This is a genomic window from Peterkaempfera griseoplana (assembly GCF_001418575.1).
Lineage (GTDB): Bacteria > Actinomycetota > Actinomycetes > Streptomycetales > Streptomycetaceae > Peterkaempfera > Peterkaempfera griseoplana.
This window is the reverse complement of sequence record NZ_LIQR01000008.1, coordinates 1-22,114: the sequence shown is the minus strand read 5'-3', so window position 1 is coordinate 22,114 and position 22,114 is coordinate 1. Positions and strand designations below refer to the sequence as shown.

Annotated in this window: 19 protein-coding genes; 8 read left to right on the top strand and 11 right to left on the bottom strand. The window is 75.3% G+C overall.

Features of this window, described 5'->3' with window-relative positions:
* Positions 1-21: 21 nt before the first annotated feature.
* Positions 22-1,113, top strand: coding sequence for a GNAT family N-acetyltransferase (locus AOK09_RS00585; RefSeq protein ID WP_055585082.1), 1,092 nt, complete (start codon positions 22-24; stop codon positions 1,111-1,113).
* Between the two features lie 94 nt (positions 1,114-1,207).
* On the opposite strand, the gene AOK09_RS00580 is transcribed toward AOK09_RS00585, so the two are convergent.
* Positions 1,208-2,404 carry an FAD-dependent oxidoreductase gene (locus tag AOK09_RS00580; RefSeq protein ID WP_055585081.1) on the bottom strand — a complete coding sequence of 399 codons (1,197 nt, stop codon included), beginning with the start codon at positions 2,402-2,404 and terminating at the stop codon, positions 1,208-1,210.
* Between the two features lie 13 nt (positions 2,405-2,417).
* On the bottom strand, positions 2,418-2,897 hold the full coding sequence (locus AOK09_RS00575) for a hypothetical protein (protein WP_055585080.1): 480 nt from the start codon (positions 2,895-2,897) through the stop codon (positions 2,418-2,420).
* Between the two features lie 167 nt (positions 2,898-3,064).
* Between AOK09_RS00575 and AOK09_RS00570 the strand changes: the two genes are divergently transcribed.
* Positions 3,065-3,688, top strand: a complete 624-nt coding sequence (locus AOK09_RS00570; RefSeq protein ID WP_055585079.1) for a PadR family transcriptional regulator — start codon at positions 3,065-3,067, stop codon at positions 3,686-3,688.
* Here the strand turns inward: AOK09_RS00570 and AOK09_RS00565 are convergent, their stop codons facing one another.
* Together AOK09_RS00565 and ku are read right to left on the bottom strand one after the other, a co-directional pair.
* Complete coding sequence (locus AOK09_RS00565) at positions 3,689-4,705, bottom strand: PHP domain-containing protein (protein WP_055585078.1); 1,017 nt, start codon at positions 4,703-4,705, stop codon at positions 3,689-3,691.
* Positions 4,706-4,723: 18 nt separating this feature from the next.
* Positions 4,724-5,689, bottom strand: a complete 966-nt coding sequence (gene ku / locus AOK09_RS00560) for a non-homologous end joining protein Ku (RefSeq protein WP_055585077.1) — start codon at positions 5,687-5,689, stop codon at positions 4,724-4,726.
* Positions 5,690-5,720: 31 nt separating this feature from the next.
* Here ku and ligD (AOK09_RS00555) point away from each other — a divergent pair, with 31 nt between their 5' ends.
* Complete coding sequence (ligD, locus tag AOK09_RS00555; RefSeq protein ID WP_055585076.1) at positions 5,721-6,623, top strand: non-homologous end-joining DNA ligase; 903 nt, start codon at positions 5,721-5,723, stop codon at positions 6,621-6,623.
* Between the two features lie 91 nt (positions 6,624-6,714).
* Here ligD (AOK09_RS00555) and ligD (AOK09_RS00550) read toward each other — a convergent pair whose 3' ends face one another.
* Both ligD (AOK09_RS00550) and AOK09_RS00545 read right to left on the bottom strand, forming a co-directional pair.
* On the bottom strand, positions 6,715-7,701 hold the full coding sequence (ligD, locus tag AOK09_RS00550) for a non-homologous end-joining DNA ligase (RefSeq protein ID WP_245687053.1): 987 nt from the start codon (positions 7,699-7,701) through the stop codon (positions 6,715-6,717).
* Positions 7,702-7,819: 118 nt separating this feature from the next.
* A complete protein-coding gene (locus tag AOK09_RS00545; protein ID WP_055585100.1) occupies positions 7,820-8,611 on the bottom strand; it encodes a glutamate racemase in 792 nt (263 codons plus the stop codon).
* 86 nt (positions 8,612-8,697) lie between these two features.
* Here AOK09_RS00545 and tsaA point away from each other — a divergent pair, with 86 nt between their 5' ends.
* Together tsaA and AOK09_RS00535 are read left to right on the top strand one after the other, a co-directional pair.
* Positions 8,698-9,114: a tRNA (N6-threonylcarbamoyladenosine(37)-N6)-methyltransferase TrmO gene (gene tsaA / locus AOK09_RS00540; RefSeq protein ID WP_055585075.1), complete on the top strand. Its 417-nt coding sequence runs from the start codon at positions 8,698-8,700 to the stop codon at positions 9,112-9,114.
* 50 nt (positions 9,115-9,164) lie between these two features.
* A complete protein-coding gene (locus tag AOK09_RS00535; RefSeq protein ID WP_055585074.1) occupies positions 9,165-10,316 on the top strand; it encodes a glycosyltransferase in 1,152 nt (383 codons plus the stop codon).
* A gap of 51 nt (positions 10,317-10,367) precedes the next feature.
* On the opposite strand, the gene AOK09_RS00530 is transcribed toward AOK09_RS00535, so the two are convergent.
* The 5 genes from AOK09_RS00530 to AOK09_RS00510 form a co-directional block, all read right to left on the bottom strand.
* Complete coding sequence (locus AOK09_RS00530) at positions 10,368-11,588, bottom strand: glycosyltransferase (RefSeq protein ID WP_055585073.1); 1,221 nt, start codon at positions 11,586-11,588, stop codon at positions 10,368-10,370.
* Position 11,589: 1 nt separating this feature from the next.
* Positions 11,590-12,783: an ABC transporter ATP-binding protein gene (locus tag AOK09_RS00525; RefSeq protein WP_055585072.1), complete on the bottom strand. Its 1,194-nt coding sequence runs from the start codon at positions 12,781-12,783 to the stop codon at positions 11,590-11,592.
* Positions 12,773-13,660: an ABC transporter permease gene (locus AOK09_RS00520; protein WP_055585071.1), complete on the bottom strand. Its 888-nt coding sequence runs from the start codon at positions 13,658-13,660 to the stop codon at positions 12,773-12,775. The genes AOK09_RS00525 and AOK09_RS00520 overlap by 11 nt, the downstream gene beginning before the upstream one ends.
* Before the next feature lie 1,611 nt (positions 13,661-15,271).
* Positions 15,272-16,675, bottom strand: a complete 1,404-nt coding sequence (locus tag AOK09_RS43345) for an AAA family ATPase (protein ID WP_322973141.1) — start codon at positions 16,673-16,675, stop codon at positions 15,272-15,274.
* 105 nt (positions 16,676-16,780) lie between these two features.
* Positions 16,781-17,881: a glycosyltransferase gene (locus tag AOK09_RS00510; RefSeq protein ID WP_157875755.1), complete on the bottom strand. Its 1,101-nt coding sequence runs from the start codon at positions 17,879-17,881 to the stop codon at positions 16,781-16,783.
* Between the two features lie 261 nt (positions 17,882-18,142).
* Between AOK09_RS00510 and AOK09_RS00505 the strand changes: the two genes are divergently transcribed.
* From AOK09_RS00505 to AOK09_RS00495, 3 genes are all read left to right on the top strand, one after another.
* On the top strand, positions 18,143-19,303 hold the full coding sequence (locus AOK09_RS00505) for a glycosyltransferase family 4 protein (protein ID WP_055585069.1): 1,161 nt from the start codon (positions 18,143-18,145) through the stop codon (positions 19,301-19,303).
* A 428-nt stretch (positions 19,304-19,731) separates the two neighbouring features.
* Positions 19,732-21,534: a tyrosine-protein kinase family protein gene (locus AOK09_RS00500; protein ID WP_055585068.1), complete on the top strand. Its 1,803-nt coding sequence runs from the start codon at positions 19,732-19,734 to the stop codon at positions 21,532-21,534.
* Positions 21,531-22,114 (top strand): glycosyltransferase (locus tag AOK09_RS00495; RefSeq protein WP_157875754.1); only part of this gene is annotated, 584 nt, incomplete at its 3' end. The genes AOK09_RS00500 and AOK09_RS00495, both read left to right, overlap by 4 nt.

The window sequence follows — 22,114 nt, the reverse complement described above, 5'->3', positions numbered from 1 at the left end:
CCGCCAAGGGGGGAGGGCGAGATGGAAGTGGGGACCGACGGGTCGGCACAGCCGCGGCTGTACCGCTCACCGGCGCTGCCCGCCGGGGTCGAGGAGGGCTGGCGGTCGCTGGTCGCCGCGGACCCGGACGGGTCGTGGTTCATGACGCCCGACTGGGTGCTGGCCTGGTGGGAGACGCTGGGAGCCGGCCTGGCCCCGGGTGCCGCCGAGATCGCGGTGTGGCAGGGCCCCGGCGGCGCGGTGGAGGCGGTGGTGCCGCTGCTGCGCACCCGGCTGCGGCTGCATCCGCGGGCCCCCGTCTCGGTCCCCTGCGTCACCCTGCTGGGTTCCGGGCCCGGGGCGGCGGACCACTGCGGTCTGCCGGCCCTGCCCGGACGCCGGGCGGACGTCCGGGAGTGGCTGGCGCGCCGCAGCCGGGGTGCCAGTCTCTGGCTTCCCAACGTCGACCCCGCCCAGACCGGCCCGCTGCCGGCCGGCCTGCGCACCGTGGAGCGGTTCCGCTGCCCCCGTGCGGACCTCTCCGCCGGGGTGGACGCCCTGGGCTCACGGCAGTTCAGGGCGGCGGTCCGCCGTTACGGGCGCAAGCTCGCCGCCGCCCGGGTGGACTTCCGCTGGGTGCCGCCGGGTGAGGCCGGACCGGAGCTGCTGGACGAGGTGATGCGGCTGCATCTGCTCCGCCGCGCCGCACTGGGACGGCCCACCACCTTCGACGCCGCACGCCGTCCCCTGCACCACCGGCTGCTGGAGCGCGCCGCCGCGGGCCGGGGACCGGCCCTGCTGATCGCCTCCTCGGGCGGTCAGGTGGTCGGCGGGCTCTACGGCTTCCTGTGGGGGGACACCTTCTCCTACTACCAGATCGGCTGGGACCCGGCCTGGGCGCCGCTGCGGCTGGGCACCGCGGTCATCGCCGAGGCGATGCGGGCCTGCGCCGAGCGGGGGGTGCGCACCTTCGACTTCCTGCGCGGCACCGAGGGCTACAAGTACCGCTTCGGCGCCGTGGACCGGGACGACCTCGGACTGCTGCTCCCCCGGGGGACGGGGGGCGCGCTGCTCGTCCTGCGGCAGCGGGCCAGGGCCCGCCGGGCGGCGGGGGCCCCGGCGGTGGACGGGTGAGTCGGCCGGTCCCGGCGGGAGGTCCCCCGTCCGCCGCCGGGATCCCGCGCGCTGCTTGAGGTGGCCCGCCCGGCCGGGGACGCCCACCAGCGGCTCACCGGACCGGCGCCTGCCAGTCGATGTGGTGGCTGAACTGCCAAGCCTGCTTCTCCGGCTTCATCAGCCGCATCGCCAGCGGCATCAGCGCATCGCGGACGACCCGGCCGACGGGTCCGGCGGCCTTGTCGGAGTTGGTGCGCGCCGCGGCCTTGATGATGCGCTCGACCCGGGCCCGGCGCAGCGTCTCATAGGCCGCGAAGGCCTCCTGGTGGGGCAGGTCGCGCAGACAGCGCGCCAGTTGGACGGCGCTCTCCGCGGTCAGTGAGGCGCCCTGCCCCGAACTGGAGGAGGGGGCGTGGGCCGCGTCTCCGGTGATGACCAGACGGCCGCGGCTCCAGTGCGGAACACGGGTCATGCTCTCCATGGAGCCGGTCATCACCAGGTCGGCCGGGTCCAGCCGGTCCAGCAGCTGCGCTGCCGGGGTCCGGTCGCCGGCGACGGCCGCGCGCAGCAGCGGCAGCCAGTGGGCGGCGCCCCGCGCGGTGGCCTCGGCGGCCGTCATGGGCTCGTCGTACGGCAGATTGACGAACCATCCGCCGCTGCCGTCCGCGTCCACCATCCAGCCGAAGAAGGCCCGTCGGCCGAAGCTCATGTGCATCCGCCCGCCGGTGGAGGGCAGCCCGGTGTCCGGGAGGCGGCCGCCGAAGCCCAGCAGCGGGTGACGGGTGGGCTGCGGGGCCTGCGGGTCGATCAGCCGGCGTACGGTCGAGCGGATGCCGTCCGCGCCGATCAGCACGTCCGCCTCGGCGGTGGTGCCGTCCGCGAAGCGGGCGACGACTCCGTCGCCGGTCTCCTCCGCGTCGACCAGGCGCCGGCCGTGGGTGATGGTGATGCCGCGCTGCTCCGCCGCGTCGTGGAGCACCCGGTAGAGCTCCCCCCGCCACAGGAACTGCTGCGGGGGGATGCCCGGGATGCTGCCGAAGGTGGCGAGCGGGCGGCGCTTCCAGTTCTCCAGGACGATCCCGGTCATGGGGGTGCCGATCCGGCGGACGGCGTCGCCGACCCCGATGGCGTCCAGGGCGTCCAGGCCGTTGGGGGCCAGGCTGAGTGCGCCGCCGACGCCGTCGGCGGTGGAGCTGTAGGCCTCGTGGACGGTGGCCTCGATGCCCGCGCGGGCCAGGGCCATCGCGGCGATCGGGCCGCCGATGCCGCCGCCGACGACCAGGGCGGTGCGGGTGTGCTGCCGGCTCATCTCTGCTCTCTCCTCAGTGCTTCCGGGCGGCCGCGGCGGGCGCCGGGTCGTCGATGGTGGGCAGGCCGCCCTGGCGGTGCACCCGGCGCAGCTCCTCCAGGTACTCGCGGGAGAACATCGCGGTGATCCGGGCCACTCCACCGCGCTGCACCCGGATCTCGCTGTCATGGGCGACGCCGTGGAGCCGGATCCGCTGGGACGGCGCCGCGGGGGCGAGCCGGGGTGCGCCGTGGTCCTTGGTACGGCCCCGGCCGGTCCGGCGCAGGTCCCATGCGTCGACCTCGGCGTCCTCGGCCACCAGCAGCTTGACGACGGCGTGCCGCAGGTCCAGCCGGAGCTCGATCTCGTCGCGCTCGGGGCGGGCGCGCAGGTCGACGACGACGACGCCGTCGCGGGCGCGGATCTCGAAGCGGCCGGCGGCGGTCCAGTCGCCCAGGCGCCTGGCGACGTCGTGGTCCACATGGATGCGCTCGACGGCGGTGCTGACACTCATCGCGGGGCTCCTTCGTCCGGTCGGCGGCTGTCGGGTCGACGGCTGCCCGATTGACGGCTGCCTGCTTGACGGCCGTCGGTTGACGGCCGGGGCTGACTGCCTCTCCTCGATAGTTGCACTGCAACTAGTCTCAGGTCAACTAGTCTTTCTGCGTCTAGTATGAGCGCATGACCTCGGCGCCCCGCAGCTCCCCGCTGGCCCTCACCGTGCTCTCCCTGCTGGCGTACCGGCCGCTGCACCCCTACGGGATCCAGCGGCTGATCAAGCAGTGGGGCAAGGACCAGGTGGTCAACGTCAGCCAGCGGGCAAGCCTCTACCGGACCATCGAGCGGCTGCACTCGGCCGGGCTGATCGCGGTCCGGGAGACCGGGCGGGACCAGCTCTATCCGGAGCGCACCGTCTATGAGCTCACCGCGGCCGGCCGGGAGACCGCGCACAGCTGGATGCTGGAGATGCTGGGCACCCCCCGGCAGGAGTACCCGGAGTTCCCCGCCGCCCTCTCCTATCTGATGCTGCTCGAACCGGAGGAGATCGCCGAGGCGCTCGGCCGCCGTGCGGACGCTCTGGAGCGCTCACTGGCCTCGGCCGAGGCCGCCCGACAGGCGCAGCAGCAGAGCGGGCTGCCGCGGATCGTCAGCCTGGAGGACGAGTACCTGCACACGATGGCCGCCGCCGAACTGCGGTGGGTCCGCTCGGTGCTGACGGATCTGCGCGAGGGCCGGCTGGCCTGGTCCCCCGAGGAGCTGCTGGCCCGTGCGGCGGACATGGAGGCAGCCGAGGGGACGGGCTGATCAGGACCGGCGGTCGCGGCTCCAGGCGAGCAGCCGCTCCGCCGGGAGGGTGTTGACGACCCGGGAGGCCGGCACACCGCACTCCTCGGCCCGCGCACAGCCGTAGATCTGCCAGTCGAGCTGTCCGGGGGCGTGCGCATCGGTGTCGACCGCGAAGAGCACCCCGGCGTCCAGGGCCTCGCGGATCAGCCGGCGCGGGGGGTCCCTGCGCTCCGGCCGGGAGTTGATCTCCACCGCGGTGCCGCTCTCGGCGCAGGCCGCGAAGACCGCCTCCGCGTCGAACTGCGACTCCGGGCGCCCCCGGCCGGTGACCAGCCGCCCGGTGCAGTGGCCGAGGACGTCGACCCGGGGGTTGCGGACGGCGGCGAGCATCCGGCGGGTCATCGCGGGTGCGTCCATCCGGAGTTTGGAGTGCACCGAGGCGACCACGATGTCCAGTTGCGCCAGCAGACCGGGCTCCTGGTCGAGCGAGCCGTCGTCGAGGATGTCGCACTCGATGCCGGTGAGCAGCCGGAACGGCGCCAGGGTCGCATTGAGCTCCGCGACCACCCGCAGTTGCTCGCGCAGCCGGTCGGGGCTGAGACCGCGGGCGACGGTGAGCCTGGGCGAGTGGTCGGTGAGGACGGCCCACTGGTGCCCCAGCGAGCGGGCGGTCTCCGCCATCAGCGGGATCGGGCTCCCCCCGTCGGACCAGTCCGAGTGCAGATGGCAGTCGCCGCGCAGCGCCGCCCTGAGCTCCCGGCCGCCCTCGGTGAGCGGTTGCCGGGCGCGCTGCTCCAGGTCGTCGAGGTACTCGGGGGTGGCGCCCTGCAGCGCCTGCTCGACCACGGCGGCGGTCCGGGGGCCGATACCGGGCAGGGCGGTGAGGGTGCCGGCGCGCCGACGCTGCTCCACCTCGGTCCTGGGAAGGCCGGCGATGGTCGCGGCGGCGGTGCGGAAGGCCTTCACCCGGTGGGTGGCGGCCTGGTCGCGCTCCAGCAGGAAGGCGATCCGGTTCAGCGCCTCGACCGGGTCCACGGGCGGGTCCCTCCCGGCTCAGGCGCTGGCACGCTTGCGGGCGGCGGTCTTCTTGGCAGGCGTCTTCTTCGCCGCCGTCTTGCCGCCGCTCCCGGCGGACGTCTCGGCCTTGGCCGCGCTCTTGCGGGCGGGCTGCTTGCGGGCCGCCTTGCCCGGCTCCTTCTCCGCCCCGCCCGCGCCGGAGCCCGCGGGGCCGCCGGACCGGCTGCGCTCGGCGGCCTCGACGCTGGCGGAGAGGGCCGCCATCAGGTCGATGACGTTGTCCGCCCCGGCCGCCTCGGCCTCCTCGCCGCTCGGCGGCTCCACACCCTCCAGCTTGGCGGCGACCAGTGAGTCCAGGGCGTGCTGGTAGTCGTCGTGCAGGGCCTGGAGGTCGAAGTCCTCGCTGAGGGTGTCCATCAGCGAGGTGGCCATCTTCAGCTCCTGCGGCCGTACGTCGACCTTGCCCTGCGGCTCCAGTCCGGCCGCCGGGCGGACCTCGTCGGGCCAGAGCATGGTCTGCAGCACCAGCAGGTCGCCGCGGACCCGCAGCAGCGCCAGGCTCTCCCGGGTGCGCAGAGTGATCTTGGTGACCGCGGCCCGGCCGCTGCCGCTGAGCGCCTCGCGCAGCAGCACATAGGGCTTGGCCGCGGCGGGGCTTGCGGTCTGCAGATAGTACGGCTTGGCCAGCAGCAGCGGGTCCACCTCCGAGGCGTCCACAAAGGCCAGCACATCGATGATCTTCTTACTGGGCAGCGGCAGTTCGGAGAGGTCGTCGTCGGTGAGCACCGCGGTACGGCCGTCCGGCGACTCATAGGCCTTGGCGATCTCCGCGTAGGGGACCTCCCGGTTCTCCTTCTCGCAGTACCGCTTCATGCGGATGCGGCCGCCGTCCTCCGCATGGACCTGATGCAGGCTGACGCCGTGCTCCTCGGTGGCGGGGAAGAGCTGCACGGGAATGCTCACCAGACCGAAGGTGATGGCACCTTTCCAGGTACTGCGCATGGTTTTGTCCCTTCTGGGGGACTTTCACCGTATGCCGGACCGGATCGCCACGACAGTCGACGGCCGCCGACTGGCTCTCGCCAATCTGGAGAAGGTCCTCTGGCCGGCGACGGGCTTCACCAAGGGCGAAGCGCTGCACTACTACGCCCTGGTGGCTCCGGCCCTGCTGCCTCATGTACGGCGCCGGCCGGCGTCCTTCGTACGGTTCCCCGACGGGGTGGAGGGCGAGCTCTTCCACATCAAGCACCCCCCGCCGGGCCTGCCGGAGTGGGCGCCCACCGCGGAGGTCCACGGCAGGGAGGGCACCCGCCGCCAGGTCCTGGTGGACGACATGGCGACGCTGATGGCGCTGGCGAACCTGGCCGCGCTGGAGGTCCACGTACCGCAGTGGACCGTGGACGGCGGACGCGACGCCCACGACCGCCTGGTGGTGGACCTCGACCCCGGGCCGGGGGTGGGCCTGCCGGAGTGCTGCCGGGTCGCCTGCCTGGTACGCGACGCACTGGCCGGGGACGGGCTGGAGTGCTGGGTGAAGACCAGCGGCTCCAAGGGCCTGCACCTCTACGCGCCGATCGCCCCGGCCCCCGGGCGACAGGTCTCCGACTACGCCAGGGCGCTGGCGCGGCGGCTGGAGGCCGACCGGCCGGACCTGGTGCTGCACCGGATGGCGCGGCAGCTGCGGACGGGCAAGGTCTTCGTCGACTGGAGCCAGAACGCCAGCGCCAAGACCACCGCGGCCGCCTACACCCTGCGGGCCGGGCGCACCCCGGCCGTCTCGGCGCCCGTCCACTGGGACGAGGTGGCCGGCTGCACCCGCGCGGAGGAGCTCTCCTTCACCCCCGGGCAGGTGCTGGCACGCATCGAACGGGACGGTGACCTCTTCGCCGCCCTGGCCGACCCGGACCGCGCCCGGCCGCTGCCCCCGGCGCACTGATGCTCGCACTGACCCTCGCACACCGACCCCCGCGCACCGACCCGAGAACACCGACCCGGTCAGTGCCGGGCCGTCGTCCGGAAGGCGGCGGTCAGTACGGCGCGCGGTCCGCCGCGTCGCCGCGCAGCCCGCGCCAGACCGGCTGCCGCAGCCGCCCGCCGGTGGTGCGCTCCAGATACTCCACCTCCCCCTGGAGCACCGGGCGGACCCAGCGCACCGCCCGGCCCGCCTCCTCGGCGAGCGCCTCCAGGTTCGCCGTGAAGGGCGGTGCCTGCCCGGCGAGCGGCCGCAGCAGTCCGGCCAGGGTGCGCCGGTCGCGTTCGGTGAAGCCGGTGCCGACCCGGCCGGCGTAGCGCAGTCCGACGGGGTCGGCCACGCCGATCAGCAGCGCCCGGCAGACCTCGGCGCGGGGTCCCTCCGGCACCCAGCCGCCGACGGTGACATCGGCGGTGCGCAGGTGCTTGATCTTGACCCAGTCCCGGGACCTGGCCCCCGGCCGGTAGCGCGAGTCCAGCCGCTTGGCGATCAGCCCCTCCAGCCCCGCCGAGCGCGTCCAGTCGAAGGCGAGGGTGCCGGTACCGGCCCAGTTGGCGGGGACGACCGCCCGGGGATGGCCGATGCCCAGGCCCGTGAGCAGCTCCCGGCGTGCGGTGTACGGCAGCGCGGTGACCTGCCCGCCCCGCAGCCACAGCACATCGAAGACCATGGCCGTCACCGGCGCGGCGGCCGCCGCCCGGCGCACCTCCGCCGGACGCTGCAGGCTCATCCGTTCCTGGAGCCGGCCGAAGGACGGCCGGCCGCCCGGGCCCAGCGAGACGATCTCCGCGTCCAGGATCGCGTCCATCGCGCCGGGCAGCACCTCGGGCAGCACCGCCAGCTCGGGGTACTGCGCGGTGACGTCGCGGCCGCTGCGGGACCGGAGCCGGACCGTCCCGTCACCGGGCAGCTCGGCCAGCACCCGCATGCCGTCCCACTTCACCTCGTACGCCCACTCCTCCTGGCGGGCGGGCAGGACTCCCGCCACGGCCAGCATCGGCCGCAGGGACGGAAGCGGTACGGCGGCGCCGGCGGATCCCACCCGCCCAGGCTGCGCCCGACGGCACCGACGCGCAGCCCGGGCCGCCCGCAGCAGCCCGGCTCATGACGCACACCGCTCGGCGCACACCGCCCGCCGCCCGGCGCGTACCGCCCGCCGCTCAGCGCGGTACGGCGGCCCCCGCGATCGCCCGGCCCTCGGCGAAGCGCAGCGCCTCCGGGGGCAGTTCGCTCTCCCGGCCGCCGAGGAGCACCCGCAGGGTGCCGCCCCCCGTGGCCGCCGCACGCTCGGGCGCGGCGGCGGCGACCCGGCGCAGGGCCTGCGCGGCGACCGCGTCGGCCGAACCGAAGAGGGCCAGCTCCGGGTGGGCGGAGCCGGCGACGGCGGCCCTGATCCGCTCGGCGACCAGCTCGTAGTGGGTGCAGCCGAGGACCAGGGCGCGGATCCCCGCCGGGGTGCGGGCGGCGGCGTCGGCCACCGCGGCGTCCATGGCCCGCTCGTCGGCGCGCTGTACGGCGTCCGCGAGGCCGGGGCAGGCCACCTCGGCGACCTCGGCCCCGTCGGCGAAGTCACGGATCAGGCCGCGCTGGTAGGGGCTCCCCGTGGTGGCGGGGGTCGCCCAGATCGCGACCACGCCGCCGACGGCGGAGGCGGGCTTGATCGCCGGTACGGTGCCGATGACGGGAAGGCCGGGTTCCAGCTCGGCGCGCAGCGCCTCCAGGCCGTGCACCGAGGCGGTGTTGCAGGCAACGATCAGGGCGTCGGGGCGGTGTGCGGCGGCGGCCCGGGCGCAGTCCAGGGCCAGCGCGCTGACGTTCTCGGGGGTGCGGGGGCCCCACGGCATGCTGTCGGGGTCGGAGGAGAGCACCAGGTCGGCGTCGGGGCGCAGCCGCCGCAGGGCGGCCGCGGCGGCGAGCAGGCCGATACCGGAGTCCATCAGTGCGATCTTCACGGTCATCGACCTTAGACGATGTACCGGCCCCGGGGCCCATGAGGTGCCCTAGGCTGGCGGCACGGCCGGAGCGTGAGGGGAGCGGCATGGACAGCAGCCCGTACCAGGTGCGGCCGATCGGGCGGGTGGAGTCCCCGCTGACGGACCGCGCCTCCGCGCCCCGGCAGGGCGACGAGGGCTCCCCCGAGGCCTGGCTGGTCTTCGAGCCGGAGGTGGCCGAGGGCCTGCGCGGTCTGCGGGCCGGGTCCGAGGTGCTGCTGCTGACCTGGCTGGACCGGGCCCGGCGCGATGTGCTGACCGTCCGGCCGCGTGGGGACGCCGCCCGCCGGGAGACCGGCGTCTTCTGCACCCGCTCGCCCGACCGCCCCAACCCGGTGGGGCTGCACCGGGTGGAGATCCTGGCGGTCGAGGGCACCCGGCTGCGGGTGCGCGATCTGGAGGCGCTGGACGGCACGCCGATCGTGGACGTCAAACCGGTGCTGGGGCCGCTCTCCGAACGGTGACCGCGGCGGCGGGGCCACGGCACAGCGCCCGGTGCGGCAGACTGCGGGGCGTGACGGTGCTCGGGTGGATCTCCGCGGTGTCCCTGGCGGCCTGGGTGTGGCTGACCCTGTGCCATGGCTTCTTCTGGCGGACGGACGTCCGGCTCCCGCCGCGCCCGGACTCCCCCGCCCGGTGGCCCTCGGTCGCGGTGGTGGTCCCGGCCCGCGACGAGGCGGAGGTGCTTCCGCTGAGCCTGCCGGGCCTGCTGGCCCAGCGGTATCCGGGCGAGGCCCGGGTGGTGCTGGTGGACGACGGCTCCACGGACGGCACGGGTGAGCTGGCCCGCAGCCTGGGAGCGGCCGGCGGCCTGCCGCTGACCGTCACCACTCCGGGGGACCCGCCGCCGGGCTGGACCGGCAAGCTCTGGGCGGTACGGCACGGTGTGGAGCAGGCCGGGGAGCCGGAGTACCTGCTGCTGACCGACGCCGACATCGCCCATGGGCCGGACTCGCTCGCCGGGCTGGTCGCCGCCGCGGAGTCCGCCGGCCTGGACATGGTGTCGCAGATGGCCCGGCTGCGGGTGCACACCGGCTGGGAGCGGCTGATCGTGCCCGCGTTCGTCTACTTCTTCGCGCAGCTGTATCCGTTCCGCTGGTCCAACCGGCCGCGCGGCCGCACCGCGGCGGCGGCCGGCGGCTGCTCGCTGGTGCGGCGCGACGCCCTGGAGCGGGCCGGCGGGGTCGAGGTGATCCGGGGGGCGGTGATCGACGACGTGTCGCTGGCGCGGGCCGTGAAGCGTTCCGGGGGACGGATCTGGCTGGGCCTCGCCGAGCAGGTCGACAGTGTGCGGCCGTACCCGGACCTCTCCCAGCTGTGGCGGATGGTCTCCCGCAGCGCCTTCGCCCAGCTGCGGCACTCGGTGCTGCTGCTGGCCGGGACGGTGCTGGGGCTGGCGCTGGTCTACCTGGTGCCCCCGGTGGCCACCGTGGCGGGGCTGGTGGGCGGGGCTCCGCTGGTGGCCGGGCTGGGAGCGGCCGCCTGGGCGCTGATGGCGGGGACGTACGCGCCCATGCTCCGCTACTACGGGCAGCCGCTGGCGGCGGCGCTGCTGCTGCCGTACACGGCCGCGCTCTATCTGCTGATGACGGTCGACTCCGCGGTCCAGCACTGGCAGGGGCGGGGGGCGGCCTGGAAGGGCCGTACCTACCCGGCGCCCGACTGACCCCGGGCACGGTGCACCTCCCCGCCCCGGAGGTACGCCACCGGGGGCGGGTCAGCGGTGCTGTCCGAGCAGACGGCGGCCGGTCGGCTTGAGGTAGTCGTAGCGGACCATCTGCTCGGCGTCGCGCAGCCAGCCGGCCAGTCCCGGCGGGGCCGCCAGCGCGGCCTGGTAGAGCTGCTCGAAGGCGGTGGCGACGCTCTCCAGCGAGAAGCGGCCCACCACCCAGCCGCGGCCCCAGACGGAGAGCCAGGCGCGGCGCGCCGGGTCGTCCAGCAGCCCGCGGATCTGCCTGGCGAGCGCCGCCGGGGAACGCTCGCCAGTGCCGTAGCCGTACATGCAGCGTGAGGCGTGCTCCTCCACCGCCGGTCCCGGTTCGTGGACGGCGGTGTAGCCGTCGGCTCCGTGCACGATCAGCGGTTTGCCGAAGGCCAGTCCGCGCAGCGCCGAGCTGCCCATGCCGAGCACGATGTCGGCGGCGGCGTAGGCGGTGCGCGGGTCGGGCATCTGCCCGGGGACCAGCACCGCCTCCCGGCCGAGTTCGGCGTTGGCCGCCGCGGCGGCGGCCTGCAGCCGGGCCCGGCTGGGCCCCTCGCCGACGACGGCGAGGCGGACGCCGGGGTCGGCCAGCGCCCGTACGGCCTGCACGGTGAGTTCGGCTCCGGCGTCCTTGCCCAGGTCGGGGACCAGCCGGGTGACGATGACCAGCAGCCGTTCGTCGGGGCGGATGCCGTGGGTGGCGCGGAAGCGCGCGCCGTCCACCGCGCCGGGGGCGTCGGTGCCGGTGTCGACCGGGGGCTCGATCAGGTGCAGGTCGCGGTGGCCGAAGGCGCGTCCCTCGGACAGCAGCGCCCCCAGGCCCAGGACCAGGGGCTGGTGGCGGGGCATGCCGCGGAGCATCCGGATGCCGTAGAAGGTGGTGACGACGGGGAGCCGCCCGTAGCGTCCGGGGCCGAAGTAGGCGTTGCGGGCGGCGGGGACCTCCCAGGCGTGCAGCACCTGGCTGCGGTGCTCGCGGGCCAGCCTGCCCAGCCGGGCCCGTACGGTGGCGCGCGGGGTCGCCGGTCCGCCGGCCACCACCAGGTCCAGGCCGTGCGCCGCGGCCTTGTCCACCAGCGGCGCCGGGCCGTCGACGCCGCGGGCGAAGAGCACCGGGTGGTGTCCGCGGTCGCGCAGGGTGCGGGCGATGTCGACGGCGTTGATCTGGGCGCCGCCGAGGGCGAGGTTGTTGAGGTGGACGAGGATCCGGATGCCCTGACCGTCGCCTGACGACATGTCAGTCCCCCCAGTGGTGCGGGACGAAGACCGGGGCGGCGAGCACCACGGCGCGCGGCGGGGTGTCCAGCATCGGGCCGAAGACGTCGAACTGCCCGGCGGAGTGCCAGCTCATCAGGGTGCCGCCGTCGGTACGGCCGATGGAGTACACGCCGGCCCAGAGGGTGTAGCGGCCGCGGGGCAGTGGCAGGCGCGGGATGGTGCAGGTGACCTTGCGGTCCGCGCCGTCGAGCCGTATCTCGTGGCTGATCTGGAAGATGGGGCTGGCGGTGCCCTCGCTGACCCCGAGGTGCAGGGTGGCGTCGCCGCGGTAGTCGCCGCCCAGGAAGAGGTCGACCACCATGGGCTCGTCGGTGAGCAGACTGTCCCGGCCGACGCCGCGGACCTCGTGCTTGAGCAGCTGCAGCGGCTCCCCGGTGCGGGCGCCGGCCTCCGACTGGGCCTCGATGGAGTCGCGGTAGCCGGCCATGGCGTCCCGGATGCCCGCGTCGACCCGGACGGTGCCCCGGTCCAGCCAGATGCCCCGGGTGCAGATGGACTCCACCGCGGGCAGGTCGTGGGAGACGAAGACCAGGGTGGTGCCCTGGTCCAGCACCTCGCGCATGCGGTCCAGGCAGCGCTGCTGGAAGACGGCGTCGCCGACCGCCAGCACCTCGTCGACCAGCAGCACATGCGGCTCCAGATAGGCGGCCACGGCGAAGCCCAGCCGCATCTGCATCCCGGAGGAGTAGAACTTCACCTGGCGGTCGATGGCGTCGTTCAGCCGGGCGAACTCCACGATGTCGTCGAAGCGGCCGGCGACCTCACGGCGTTTGAGGCCGAGCAGGGCCCCGAAGAGGTAGATGTTCTCCCGGCCGGTCAGGTCGGGGTGGATCCCGGCCCTGATCTCGATCAGGGCGCCGATGCGGCCGCGTACGTCGATGTCGCCCGCGTACGGGTACATCACCCGGGTCAGCATCTTCAGCAGGGTGGACTTGCCGGAGCCGTTGGAGCCGATCAGGCCGACAGCCTCGCCCGGCTCGATGTGGAGGTTGATGTCCCGCAGCGCCCAGCGCCAGTCCTCGCCGCGCAGGCCGCGCAGCCTGCGGCTGACGGCCTCGACCTTGTCGCGCAGCAGCATCCGCTGCTGGTCGGCCTTGAAGCGCTTCCAGACGTGCTCGGTGCGGATGGTCCCGTCGGGCAGCTCACGCGACATCGGCGATCCCCGTCTCGAGCTTCTTGAAGAGGAGGTAGCCGCCCACCACGTAGACCAGTGAGCTGGCGGCGGCGATCAGGGTCAGCCGGGCGTCCGGCGCGTCGCCGTAGAGCAGCGCCCGCCGGTAGCCCTCGATGACGGCGCCCAGGGGGTTGAAGGCCACATAGATCTCCTGCAGCCGCTGCGGGATCTGGGACAGCGGATAGGCGACCGGGGTGGCGAAGACTCCCATCTGGGTGATGATGGGCAGCAGATGGCGGACGTCCCGCAGGTAGACCACCGCGATGGAGAGCACCAGCGCCACCCCGTAGGTGAAGGTGAACTGGATCAGCAGCAGCGGCAGCGCCCAGGCGGCGGTGGCCGCGGGAACCGTCCAGAACGCCAGGAAGAGCACCCCGAGCACCCCGATGCCGATCAGCATGTCCACGGTGGCGACCAGCATGGTGGCCAGCGGGAAGACCTCGCGGGGGCAGTAGACCTTGTTGAGCAGGCTGAGGTTGTTGGCGAGGCTCAGCGCGCCCTGGTTCATGGTGTTGCTGAAGAACTGCCAGACGATCAGGCCGACGTAGGCGAAGAGGGCGTAGGGCGCCGTACCCGTGTCGATCTTCACCGCCCGGTGGAAGACCAGGGTGAAGATGGCGCAGAGCGCCAGCGGTGTCAGCACCGCCCAGGCGAATCCCAGCACTGCCTGCTTGTAACGGGCTCTCAGGTCGCGTTCGGCCAGCGCCCGGACCAGTTCGCGGGCCCCCCACAGCTCCCTGGCCACCTGCCCCGGGCGCAGCCGGCGTCTGAACACCGTGCCCGGCGCCGGCCCCTCCGCCACGGCCGCGCCTGCCTGGGCGCGCACCTCGGCCACCTGTGCGTTGCGTCCCCCCACGGACCTCCGCCTTTCGTCCCCCCAGCGGCCCCGTCCCGGGACCGGGTCTGCCCAACTCTGGCACAGGATGTGGCCGACCGGAGGTGATTTGGTGAACGTGATCAACACCCCCGCCCGGATGCGCCCCGGCGGCCGGACCGCCCCCGGACGGGCTGCGGACCTCTGCGCGCCCGTGGCCCCGCGCCGGGCCCGGCGGCTCAGTCGACGGTACGCAGCAGCCGCGGCCGCAGCCCCGCCGCGGCGAGCTCGGCCAGCGCCCGCTCCACCAGGCCGTCCGCCGCGCAGCGCACGGCCAGGTCGGCCCCCCGGTACAGCGGCTCCGCAGCCTCGGCGGTCCGCCCCGTTGCACGCAGCGCCGCCCCGAGGTCCACCAGCGCCTCGGCGTACTCATGGGCGTCGGGTGAGCGGTCGAGGTGCTCCACGGCCTCCTGCAGCAGGACGACCGCCTCCGCGGGACCGGCCGCCACCGCGGCGGAGGTGCGCAGTGCCTGCCCGACGGCGGTGGCGGTGCCCTGGCGGCGCGCCCGCTCCAGGGTCTGCTCCGCCAGCCGGCGCGCGGCCGCCGGGTCGTCCCCGGCGAGCGCCAGGGCCAGATGCCCGGCCCAGGGGCACCAGGTGGGGTTGAGGGCGCCCTTGGCCTCCATGCGCCGTCCGACCTCGGTGAGTTCCGCGGCCGCGGCGGCGTGCCGCCCCTCGGCGAGCAGCAGCCGGCCCAGCACCGTCTGCGGGTCGGGGAAGACCACGGCGGCGGGGAACGGCGGGCCGAACTCATGGGCCCCGGCGATCTCCCTGGCCTCCTCCAGGCGGCCGCGGGAGAGCAGCACATCGATGAGCAGCCCGACCGCGTACCACTGGGCGGGCACCCGGCGGCCCACCCGGTCGGCGAGCCGCACCCCCTCGCGGGCGAACTCCTCCGCCTCGCCCAGCCGGCCGCGGCGGAAGCGCACCAGTCCCAGGAGGGTGAAGGCGAAGGAGAGGTGCGCCCCGCTCCATCCGGTCTGCTCGCACTCGGCGATGGCGGCGGCGAACATCTCCTCCGCCCGGTCGGGCCGGTCGGCGTACATGAAGGAGAGCGCGGCCACGCTGGGCAGTTCGAAGCCCCAGTCGGGGTCGGTGTAGCCGAGCGGACGGCCGGGCCGTCCGGGCGGCGGTGCCTGCCGCACCCCGCCGGCCTGCGGCTCCGCGTCCTCCAGGGCGAGGGCCCGGTCGGCGGCACCCACCGCGACCGCGGCCGGCTCGCCCCGCAGGGTGGCGTCCCAGGCCCGCAGGCACAGGACGGCGCGTTCGCCCTCGGTGCGGCCGGCCAGGTGCTCGGCGAGCCGGGCGAGGCGGCGGGAGCGTACCGGGCCCCCGGTCTCGGCGGCGTCGAAGACCTGCCAGAGGAAGTGCGCCGCCTGCAGCCGCAGCCGGCCGCGGCGGGACTCGGTGCGGGCCGACTCCTCGCCGACCATCTCCGCGGCCTCCTTCAGCCGGTCGCTGTGGGCGAGCGCCTGGGCGAGGCGGAAGGCGATGTCCTCGCGCAGCTGGGGGTCGAGGTCGGGTTCGGCGAGGGCGGCGTGCAGATGGTTGACGGTGAGGGCGGGCGCGGTGAGCAGCGCGGAGCAGCCGAGTTCATAGCGGACCACGGCCCGGTCGGCGAGGGCCGGCGGCTCCCGCAGGGCGCGCTCCAGGCAGCGGCGGGCCGCTTCGGGGGCGCCGGCCCGCAGGTTCTCCCGGGCGGCGGCGCGCAGCCGGTCCACGGTGGCGAGGTCGCCGTCGGGATGGGTCTCCAGCAGGTGGCGGGCGGCGGCGGTGATGCCGAGTCCGGCGTCGTCGACGGCCCAGGCGGCCTGGCCGTGCAGCGCGGTGCGCACGGCCGGGGGGGATGGCGTGGTAGACCGCGGTGGCGATCAGGGGGTGGACGAACTCCAGGGCGGCCGTGCCGGTGAGGATGCGGGCGGCGCGCAGCCGGTCCACGGCGTCGGCGGCCTCCGCGGGGCCGAGGCCTGCGACGGTGGCGGCCAGGTCGGGTTCGATGGCGGTGCCGAGGACGGCGGCGGCCCAGGCGAGCCGTACGGCGCCCGGCCCCAGGCGCTCCAGCCGGCGGACCAGTCCGCTGCCGCGGGCGGTGGCGGCGAGGTCGCGCAGCAGCGGGGCTGCGTCGCCGACCGGTTGGACGCCGCGGTCCTGGACCCTGGCGATCAACTCGACCGTCTCATAGGGGTTGCCGCCGGTGACAGCCCAGCACTCGCGGCAGAACGCCTCGTCGGCGACCTCGCCGAGGGCGGCTCTGACCAGGCCGGCGACGGCGTCCGGGCTCAGTGCGCTCAGGCCGATCGGCCGGGCGGTGCGGCCGGTGACCAGCTCGCGGAAGGTCTCGGCCTCGACGGGCAGTTCGGCGGGGCGGTAGCCGAGGACGGCCAGGACGGGCAGCTCCCGGATCCGGACGGCGAACGCCGCGAGCCAGGCCAGGGACTCCAGGTCGGCCCAGTGGGCGTCGTCCAGGACCAGCACGACCGGCGGCTGGTGGACGGCCAGCCTGGTGACGACCCAGTCCAGGCCGTCGCGGACGCCCTGCGGGTCGGGCAGCGCGCCGTCGCCCCGGGCGAAGAGGCCGACGGCGGGGCCGGCGATCTCGTACCAGCCACCGAACAGCTCCCGGCACTCGGCCTCGGTGCGGGAGGCGAGGACGGGCTGCAGCAGCTGCCGCACCACATGGAAGGGGACGGTGTGCTCCTGCTCGCTGCCGCGGGCGAAGAGCACGGTGCAGTCCCGGGCGGCCGCCGCGCGGCGCGCCTCGGCGAGCAGGGTCGTCTTACCGAGGCCCGCGGCGCCGCTGAACAGCAGCAGGCCGCCGATCCCCCGGCCGTCGCCGTCGGGCCCGTCGCAGATCCGGTCCACCGCCTCGCGGACGGCGGCCAGTTCGCTGTCCCGCTCGAACAGCTGCGGTCCGCCGCCCCGGACGGCCGCGGGCACGCCCGGTCCGATGCGGTCGGGCGACGCCGCTCCCGACGCCGCCGGTGTCTTGGACACCACCGCGCCCCTCTCCTCGCCTGCACCTTGCGGGGATGGTACTGACAATTGCGCCGTGTGGCAGTGGCTTTGACGGTGGGTGACGCCCGGCTGCCCCCGGGCGGCCCGCTACCTGAGGACGGCGACCTCGTCCAGCAGCCGCTCCCAGGCGTCCACGACGACGCCCAGTTCGAAGCGGTCCAGGGCGTGACGGCGGGCGGCCGCGCCCAGGGCGGCGCGGTCGCCGCCGAGGACCTTGCCGAGGCCGTCGGCCAGCGCCTGGGCGTCACCCGGGGGTGCCAGCACACCGGTGACGCCGTCCAGGACCACCTCGCGCACCCAGCCGACATCGGTGGCGACGCTGGGCAGCGCGGCGAGGGCGGCCTCGATGAGGACGCCCGGCACCCCTTCGCTGTCGCTGCTGAGCAGCAGGGCGTCGGCGGCCCGGTAGAGCGGCGCCGGGTCGGGCAGGTTGCCGAGGAAGTGCACCCTGCCCGGCGCCAGGGTTTCGGCGTGCTCGCTCAGCGCGGCGCGCAGCGGTCCCTCGCCCGCCACCGCGAGATGGGCGCCCGGGGTCCTGGTGACGGCCTCGACGGCGAGGTCGAGCCGCTTCTCGGGGGCGAGGGCGCCGACGGCGGCGACCAGGTCGGCGTCCTCCGGGAGACCGAGGGCGCTACGGGCGGCGCTGCGCTGCATTGGGCCGTCGGCGGGCGGATAGCGGTCGGCGGCGCGGCCGTTGGGGATGGTGCGGACCTTCGCGGACGGCAGCCGGAAGCGTTCCAGCAGCACCTCGCGGGCGCCGTCGGTGAGCGCGGCGACGGCGGCGGCGCGGCTCAGCATGGCCTGGACCCGCAGCCGCCGGGAGCGGTCGGCGGTCCAGTGGCGGGGGTCGCCGATGCTGACGTAGACGAAGGGGGTGCGGCTGCCGAGCAGGGCCGCGGCGCAGGCGGGCAGGGTGCTGGAGCCGTGGGCGACCACCACGTCGGCGGCCGCGGCGGCGCGGCGCAGAGCGCGCAGGGTCGCGGGGTGGAAGCGGGTGGGGCCGAGCACGGGCAGCGGGTCGCCGGCGGGGGCGTCGGGGTGCGGCTGGAGTGCGGCGAGACGGCTGTCGCGGCCCCGGGCCAGCAGTTCGCCGTGCAGGTCGCGGGCGAGGTTCTGGGCGCCGCGCCGACGGGCGTCGGTGACCAGGTGGAGCACGCGGGGGCGGGGGGCTGACGCGGTGTCCGGCATGGTGTCAAACCCTGGCACAGTCACGGCGGCGCCATTGCCTGTTCCCGGGGGCGGCTGACCGGCTGTCATGGAAAGTGACCGATTTCCGGTGCGACGCGCTCGGTGACGACCGGATCTTTGCATCGCTGGGGACAGTTTTTACGTATCCGCACTGGTATTCGCCAGCGGGCCCCAGATCCTGCCTGGGATGCTGTGTCGGCGTTCGCGCCGGTGTCCGGCCGCCAGGGCCGGGGCGCGTCGCACGAGGGGGGAGACCGGCACATGCATGTGCTCTACGTGATCGACAGCCTGGAGAGAGTCGGCGGAGCGGAGCAGGGGCTGGCCAGCATGGCGCCCCATCTGGTCCGCAGCGGTGTGCAGCTGGACATCGCCTACCTGGTCGACTCCGAGGGCTTCCAGCCCGAACTGACCGCCGCCGGCGCCACCCTGTTCGGTGTGCACCGGCCCCACCGGGCCGCGCGGGTGCGCGGACTGTACGACCTGCTGCGCGAGCGCCGCCCCGACCTGGTGCACACCACCCTCTACGAGTCCGACGTGCTGGGCCGCACCGCCGCGCTGGCGGCCCGGGTCCCGGTGGTCTCCAGCCTGGTCAACTCCTCGTACGGGCCGGAGCATGTGCACGCCCGCGGGCTCAGTCCGTGGAAGGTGCGCGCGGCCCAGGCCGTCGACGGGGTCACCGCGCAGGGGACCCGCCGCTTCCATGCGCTCACCCGGCATGTGGCCGGGGCGATGTCCCGCCGGCTGCGGATCTCCGCCGACCGGATCGAGGTGATACCGCGCGGCCGCGACCCCGAGGTGCTGGGGACGGTCACCCCGGAGCGCCGGGCCAAGGTCCGCGCGGCGCTGGGGGTGCCGCAGGAGGCGCCGCTGGTGCTGGCGGCGGCCCGGCAGCAGTACCAGAAGGGCCTTGACGTCCTGCTGGAGGCCTGGCCGCGGGTGCGCCGGGCGGTCCCCGAGGCGGTGCTGCTGCTGGCCGGCGGCCCGGGGGCGGAGACCGGGCGGCTGCGCGCCCTCGCCGAGGCCGCCGACCGGGACGGGCCGCGGAGCGTGCAGTTCCTGGGCGCCCGTACCGACGTCTTCGACCTGATGGCGGCCAGCGACGTCTTCACCGCCCCGTCCCGCTGGGAGGGACTGGGCAGCGCGGCCATGGAGGCCATGGGCGTCGGCGTGCCGCTGGTCTGCTCCGACGTGCCCGCACTGCGGGAGACGGTGGGCTCCGAGGAGTACGCGGCGCTGGTACCGCCCGAGCGGCCCGGCGCGCTGGCCGACGCGCTCACCGACGCGCTGGGCGACACCGAGGCGGCCCGGCAGCGGGTGGCGGCGGCCAGGGCGCGCTTCCTGGCGTTCTACACCCTGCAGCATGTGACCGGCCGCACCGTGGACTTCTACGAGCGGGCGCTCGCGGGCCGGGCCAGGGCCTGACGCCCCCACCTCGGGGCCCGGAATTGCCAAAGTGGTTGCGCCGGGCGCCGACTGGGGCAAGCATCGCAGGTGGTGCCGGAAGCTCACGGGGGTGGGGACGCAGGTCTTCCGGCCGTTCAGGGGGGTAACAGGTGCACAACCGTCCGAGTAGTCCCGCGACCGCCGACGGCGGCCGGCCCTGCGGCATGCGTCCGCGGCCGGCGCCGTCCGGGCCGGCCATGGCGATACCGGCCTGACCGGCCAGCCAGCGAGGCACGGCCGCCCCCTGGGGAGGGGGACGGCCGGGGTATCCGTGCCCCGCCATCGCCGTACGCACCGTGCGGGCTTGCGACGGCCCGCGGGGACGGCTGCGCCGGCACCGCAGGGAACGGCCGCGAGGCGGCCGGTCCCGGCAGCACCAGCACACGATCGCGAGGGGAACTCCACCGGTGGAACCGGCAAACCATCTCACCGTCCTGCGGCGGCACTGGCGGCTGCTGGCCGGCTGCGCACTGGCCGCGCTCGTCATCGGCTGGCTGCTCACCCCGACCGGCACGGCCGTGGACAACGGCAAGTGGGAGTGCAAGGTCAGCATCGTCCCGGCCGCGGGCTCCGGGGACACCGTCAAGATCGACCAGGTGATGTCCTTCGCCACCGGCTCGGACGTCGCGGAGGCCGCCGCCAGGAAGCTCGGCACCACCGACATCCAGGGGCTGCTGGCCCGCCGTGAGGTGGCCGCGGTCAGCCCGCAGATGCTGCAGTTCACCGCGCACGGCCCCACCCAGCAGGCCTGCTCCGACGTGGCCAGCGCCTTCGCCACCGCCACCATCTCCGGCTACGGCCGGGAGGCGCAGCGCAACGCCCAGGACTCCATCCAGGCCCTCCAGCAGCAGGCCACCGTCCAGCAGCGCCAACTGGACACCCTGAACACCCAGTTCGCCACCGCCACCCGTGCCACCCGGGTCAAGCTCCAGCCGCAGATCGACGCCGCCAAGGCCGCGGTCACCCAGACCCTCACGGACATCTCCAACCTGCAGAACGCCGCCCGCACCGACGCGGTGCGCCAGTGGGGCTCCATCGACAGCAGCCCGGCCTCCTCCAACATCCTCACCGCGCCCAGCAGCCGTCCGCTGCGCCTCGGCCTGGCGGTGCTGCTGGGGCTGGCGCTCGGCGTGGTCGCCGCGCTGATGCTGGACCGGCTGGACAGCAGGGTGCGCAGCCGCAACGCCGCCGAGGAGGCCTTCGGGCTGCCGGTGATCGGGGAGATCCCGGTGCTCTCCCGGCGGCTGCGCCGACTGCGCGAGCCGGTGGTGACCGCCCGGCCGTCCGCGCCGGCCGCCGAGGCGTACCGCTCGCTGCGCTCCACGCTGCTGCTCACCGGCCCCTCCTCGCTGGCGCTCCACATCAGGGAGGGCGAGGAGGACGGCACCCCGGCCGCCCGCGCCGCCCGGCGGCTCGCCCACCCGGCGCCGGTCGTCCTGGTGATGTCCGGCCGCAGCGGCGACGGCAAGACCACCACGGTGGCCAACCTGGCGGCGGCCCTGGCCGAGACCGGACGCTCGGTCCTGGTGCTGGACTGCGACTTCCGGCACCCGCAGACCCATGAGCACCTGGGCAGCGGAACCGGCCCCGGCATGGCCGAACTGCTGGCCGGCACCCGGTCGCTGGGCATCGAGGACGTCATCCGGCCCACCAACGTCCAGGGGGTGACCCTGATCGGCGCCGGCAACACCAACGCCTACCCCGCCGCCCTGGTGATGCGGGCCGGCGAGGTGCTCCAGCGGGCCAGACGCCACGCCGACCTGGTCCTGATGGACACCTCCCCGCTGCTGCACGCCAACGACGCCTACGACCTGGTGCAGCACGCCGACGCGGTGCTGGTGACCGTCCGCAGCGGCAATGTGACCCCCGAGCAGGCGGCCCGGGTGAGCGAGCTGCTGGCCCGTACCGGGGTGCCGGTGGCCGGCGTCGCGCTGACCGCCTCCACCTCGCCCTCCGGCGGGCTGCCCCGGGTGGGGCTGCGCCGCTCGGAGTCGTCCGCGTCCGGCGCGGCCGTCACCCCGCTGGGCCGCGGCGGTCAGGCCCGGGCCCTGAACCGCCCCGCCGCCGGCGAGGGCGCCGCCCGGGAGCCCGAACGGCCCGCCCCCAGCTGGGCCCGCGGCCGGGACGCCGGTCCGCCTGAGCACCCCGCCGACGTGGGGTTCGCCGACGGCGCCGCGTCCGTCCGCCGCGCCGAGGGGGACGACCGGTGACGGACGCCGCCGCGACCGAACCGGCCGCCGCCCCGGACCCCGCACCGGCGCAGAACCCGCCCCGCGACGGCCGTACCCGGGTGCTGTGGCTGGCCAAGGGACTGGGGCGGGGCGGCGCCGAGCAGTTGCTGGTCAACTGCGCCCGGCAGTTGGACCGCGACCGCTACGAGGTCGACGTCGCCTATGTGCTGCCCTGGAAGGACGCCCTGGTACCCGCCCTGGAGGCGGCCGGCGCCCGGGTGCACTGCCTGGGCGGGACCCCCGGCACCCCGGGCCGCCCGGACCCCCGCTGGCCACTGCGGCTGCGGCGGCTGGCCGTGGAGCGCGGGTACGCGCTGGTGCACACCCATATGCCGGTGCCCGCCGTGGCCGCCCGGCTGCTGGTGCGCGGGCCGGGGCTGCGCCGGGTACGGCTGGTGCACACCGAGCACAACATGTGGGAGCGCTACCGGACCGCCACCCGCTGGGCCAACGCCGCCACCTACGGCCGCAACGACGCGGTGATCGCGGTCTCCCAGGCGGTGGCGGACACCGTCACCCGGCGCGGTCCGGGCGGCTGGCTGACCGTGGTGCACCACGG

What these genes read in the sequence shown, in the direction of transcription:
- AOK09_RS00585 (WP_055585082.1), top strand. Translation starts at nt 22, where the DNA reads ATGGAAGTGGGGACCGACGGGTCGGCACAGCCGCGGCTGTACCGCTCA.
- AOK09_RS00580 (WP_055585081.1), bottom strand. Translation starts at nt 2,404, where the DNA reads ATGAGCCGGCAGCACACCCGCACCGCCCTGGTCGTCGGCGGCGGCATC.
- AOK09_RS00575 (WP_055585080.1), bottom strand. Translation starts at nt 2,897, where the DNA reads ATGAGTGTCAGCACCGCCGTCGAGCGCATCCATGTGGACCACGACGTC.
- AOK09_RS00570 (WP_055585079.1), top strand. Translation starts at nt 3,065, where the DNA reads ATGACCTCGGCGCCCCGCAGCTCCCCGCTGGCCCTCACCGTGCTCTCC.
- ku (WP_055585077.1), bottom strand. Translation starts at nt 5,689, where the DNA reads ATGCGCAGTACCTGGAAAGGTGCCATCACCTTCGGTCTGGTGAGCATT.
- ligD (WP_055585076.1), top strand. Translation starts at nt 5,721, where the DNA reads ATGCCGGACCGGATCGCCACGACAGTCGACGGCCGCCGACTGGCTCTC.
- tsaA (WP_055585075.1), top strand. Translation starts at nt 8,698, where the DNA reads ATGGACAGCAGCCCGTACCAGGTGCGGCCGATCGGGCGGGTGGAGTCC.
- AOK09_RS00530 (WP_055585073.1), bottom strand. Translation starts at nt 11,588, where the DNA reads ATGTCGTCAGGCGACGGTCAGGGCATCCGGATCCTCGTCCACCTCAAC.
- AOK09_RS00525 (WP_055585072.1), bottom strand. Translation starts at nt 12,783, where the DNA reads ATGTCGCGTGAGCTGCCCGACGGGACCATCCGCACCGAGCACGTCTGG.
- AOK09_RS00510 (WP_157875755.1), bottom strand. Translation starts at nt 17,881, where the DNA reads ATGCCGGACACCGCGTCAGCCCCCCGCCCCCGCGTGCTCCACCTGGTC.
- AOK09_RS00505 (WP_055585069.1), top strand. Translation starts at nt 18,143, where the DNA reads ATGCATGTGCTCTACGTGATCGACAGCCTGGAGAGAGTCGGCGGAGCG.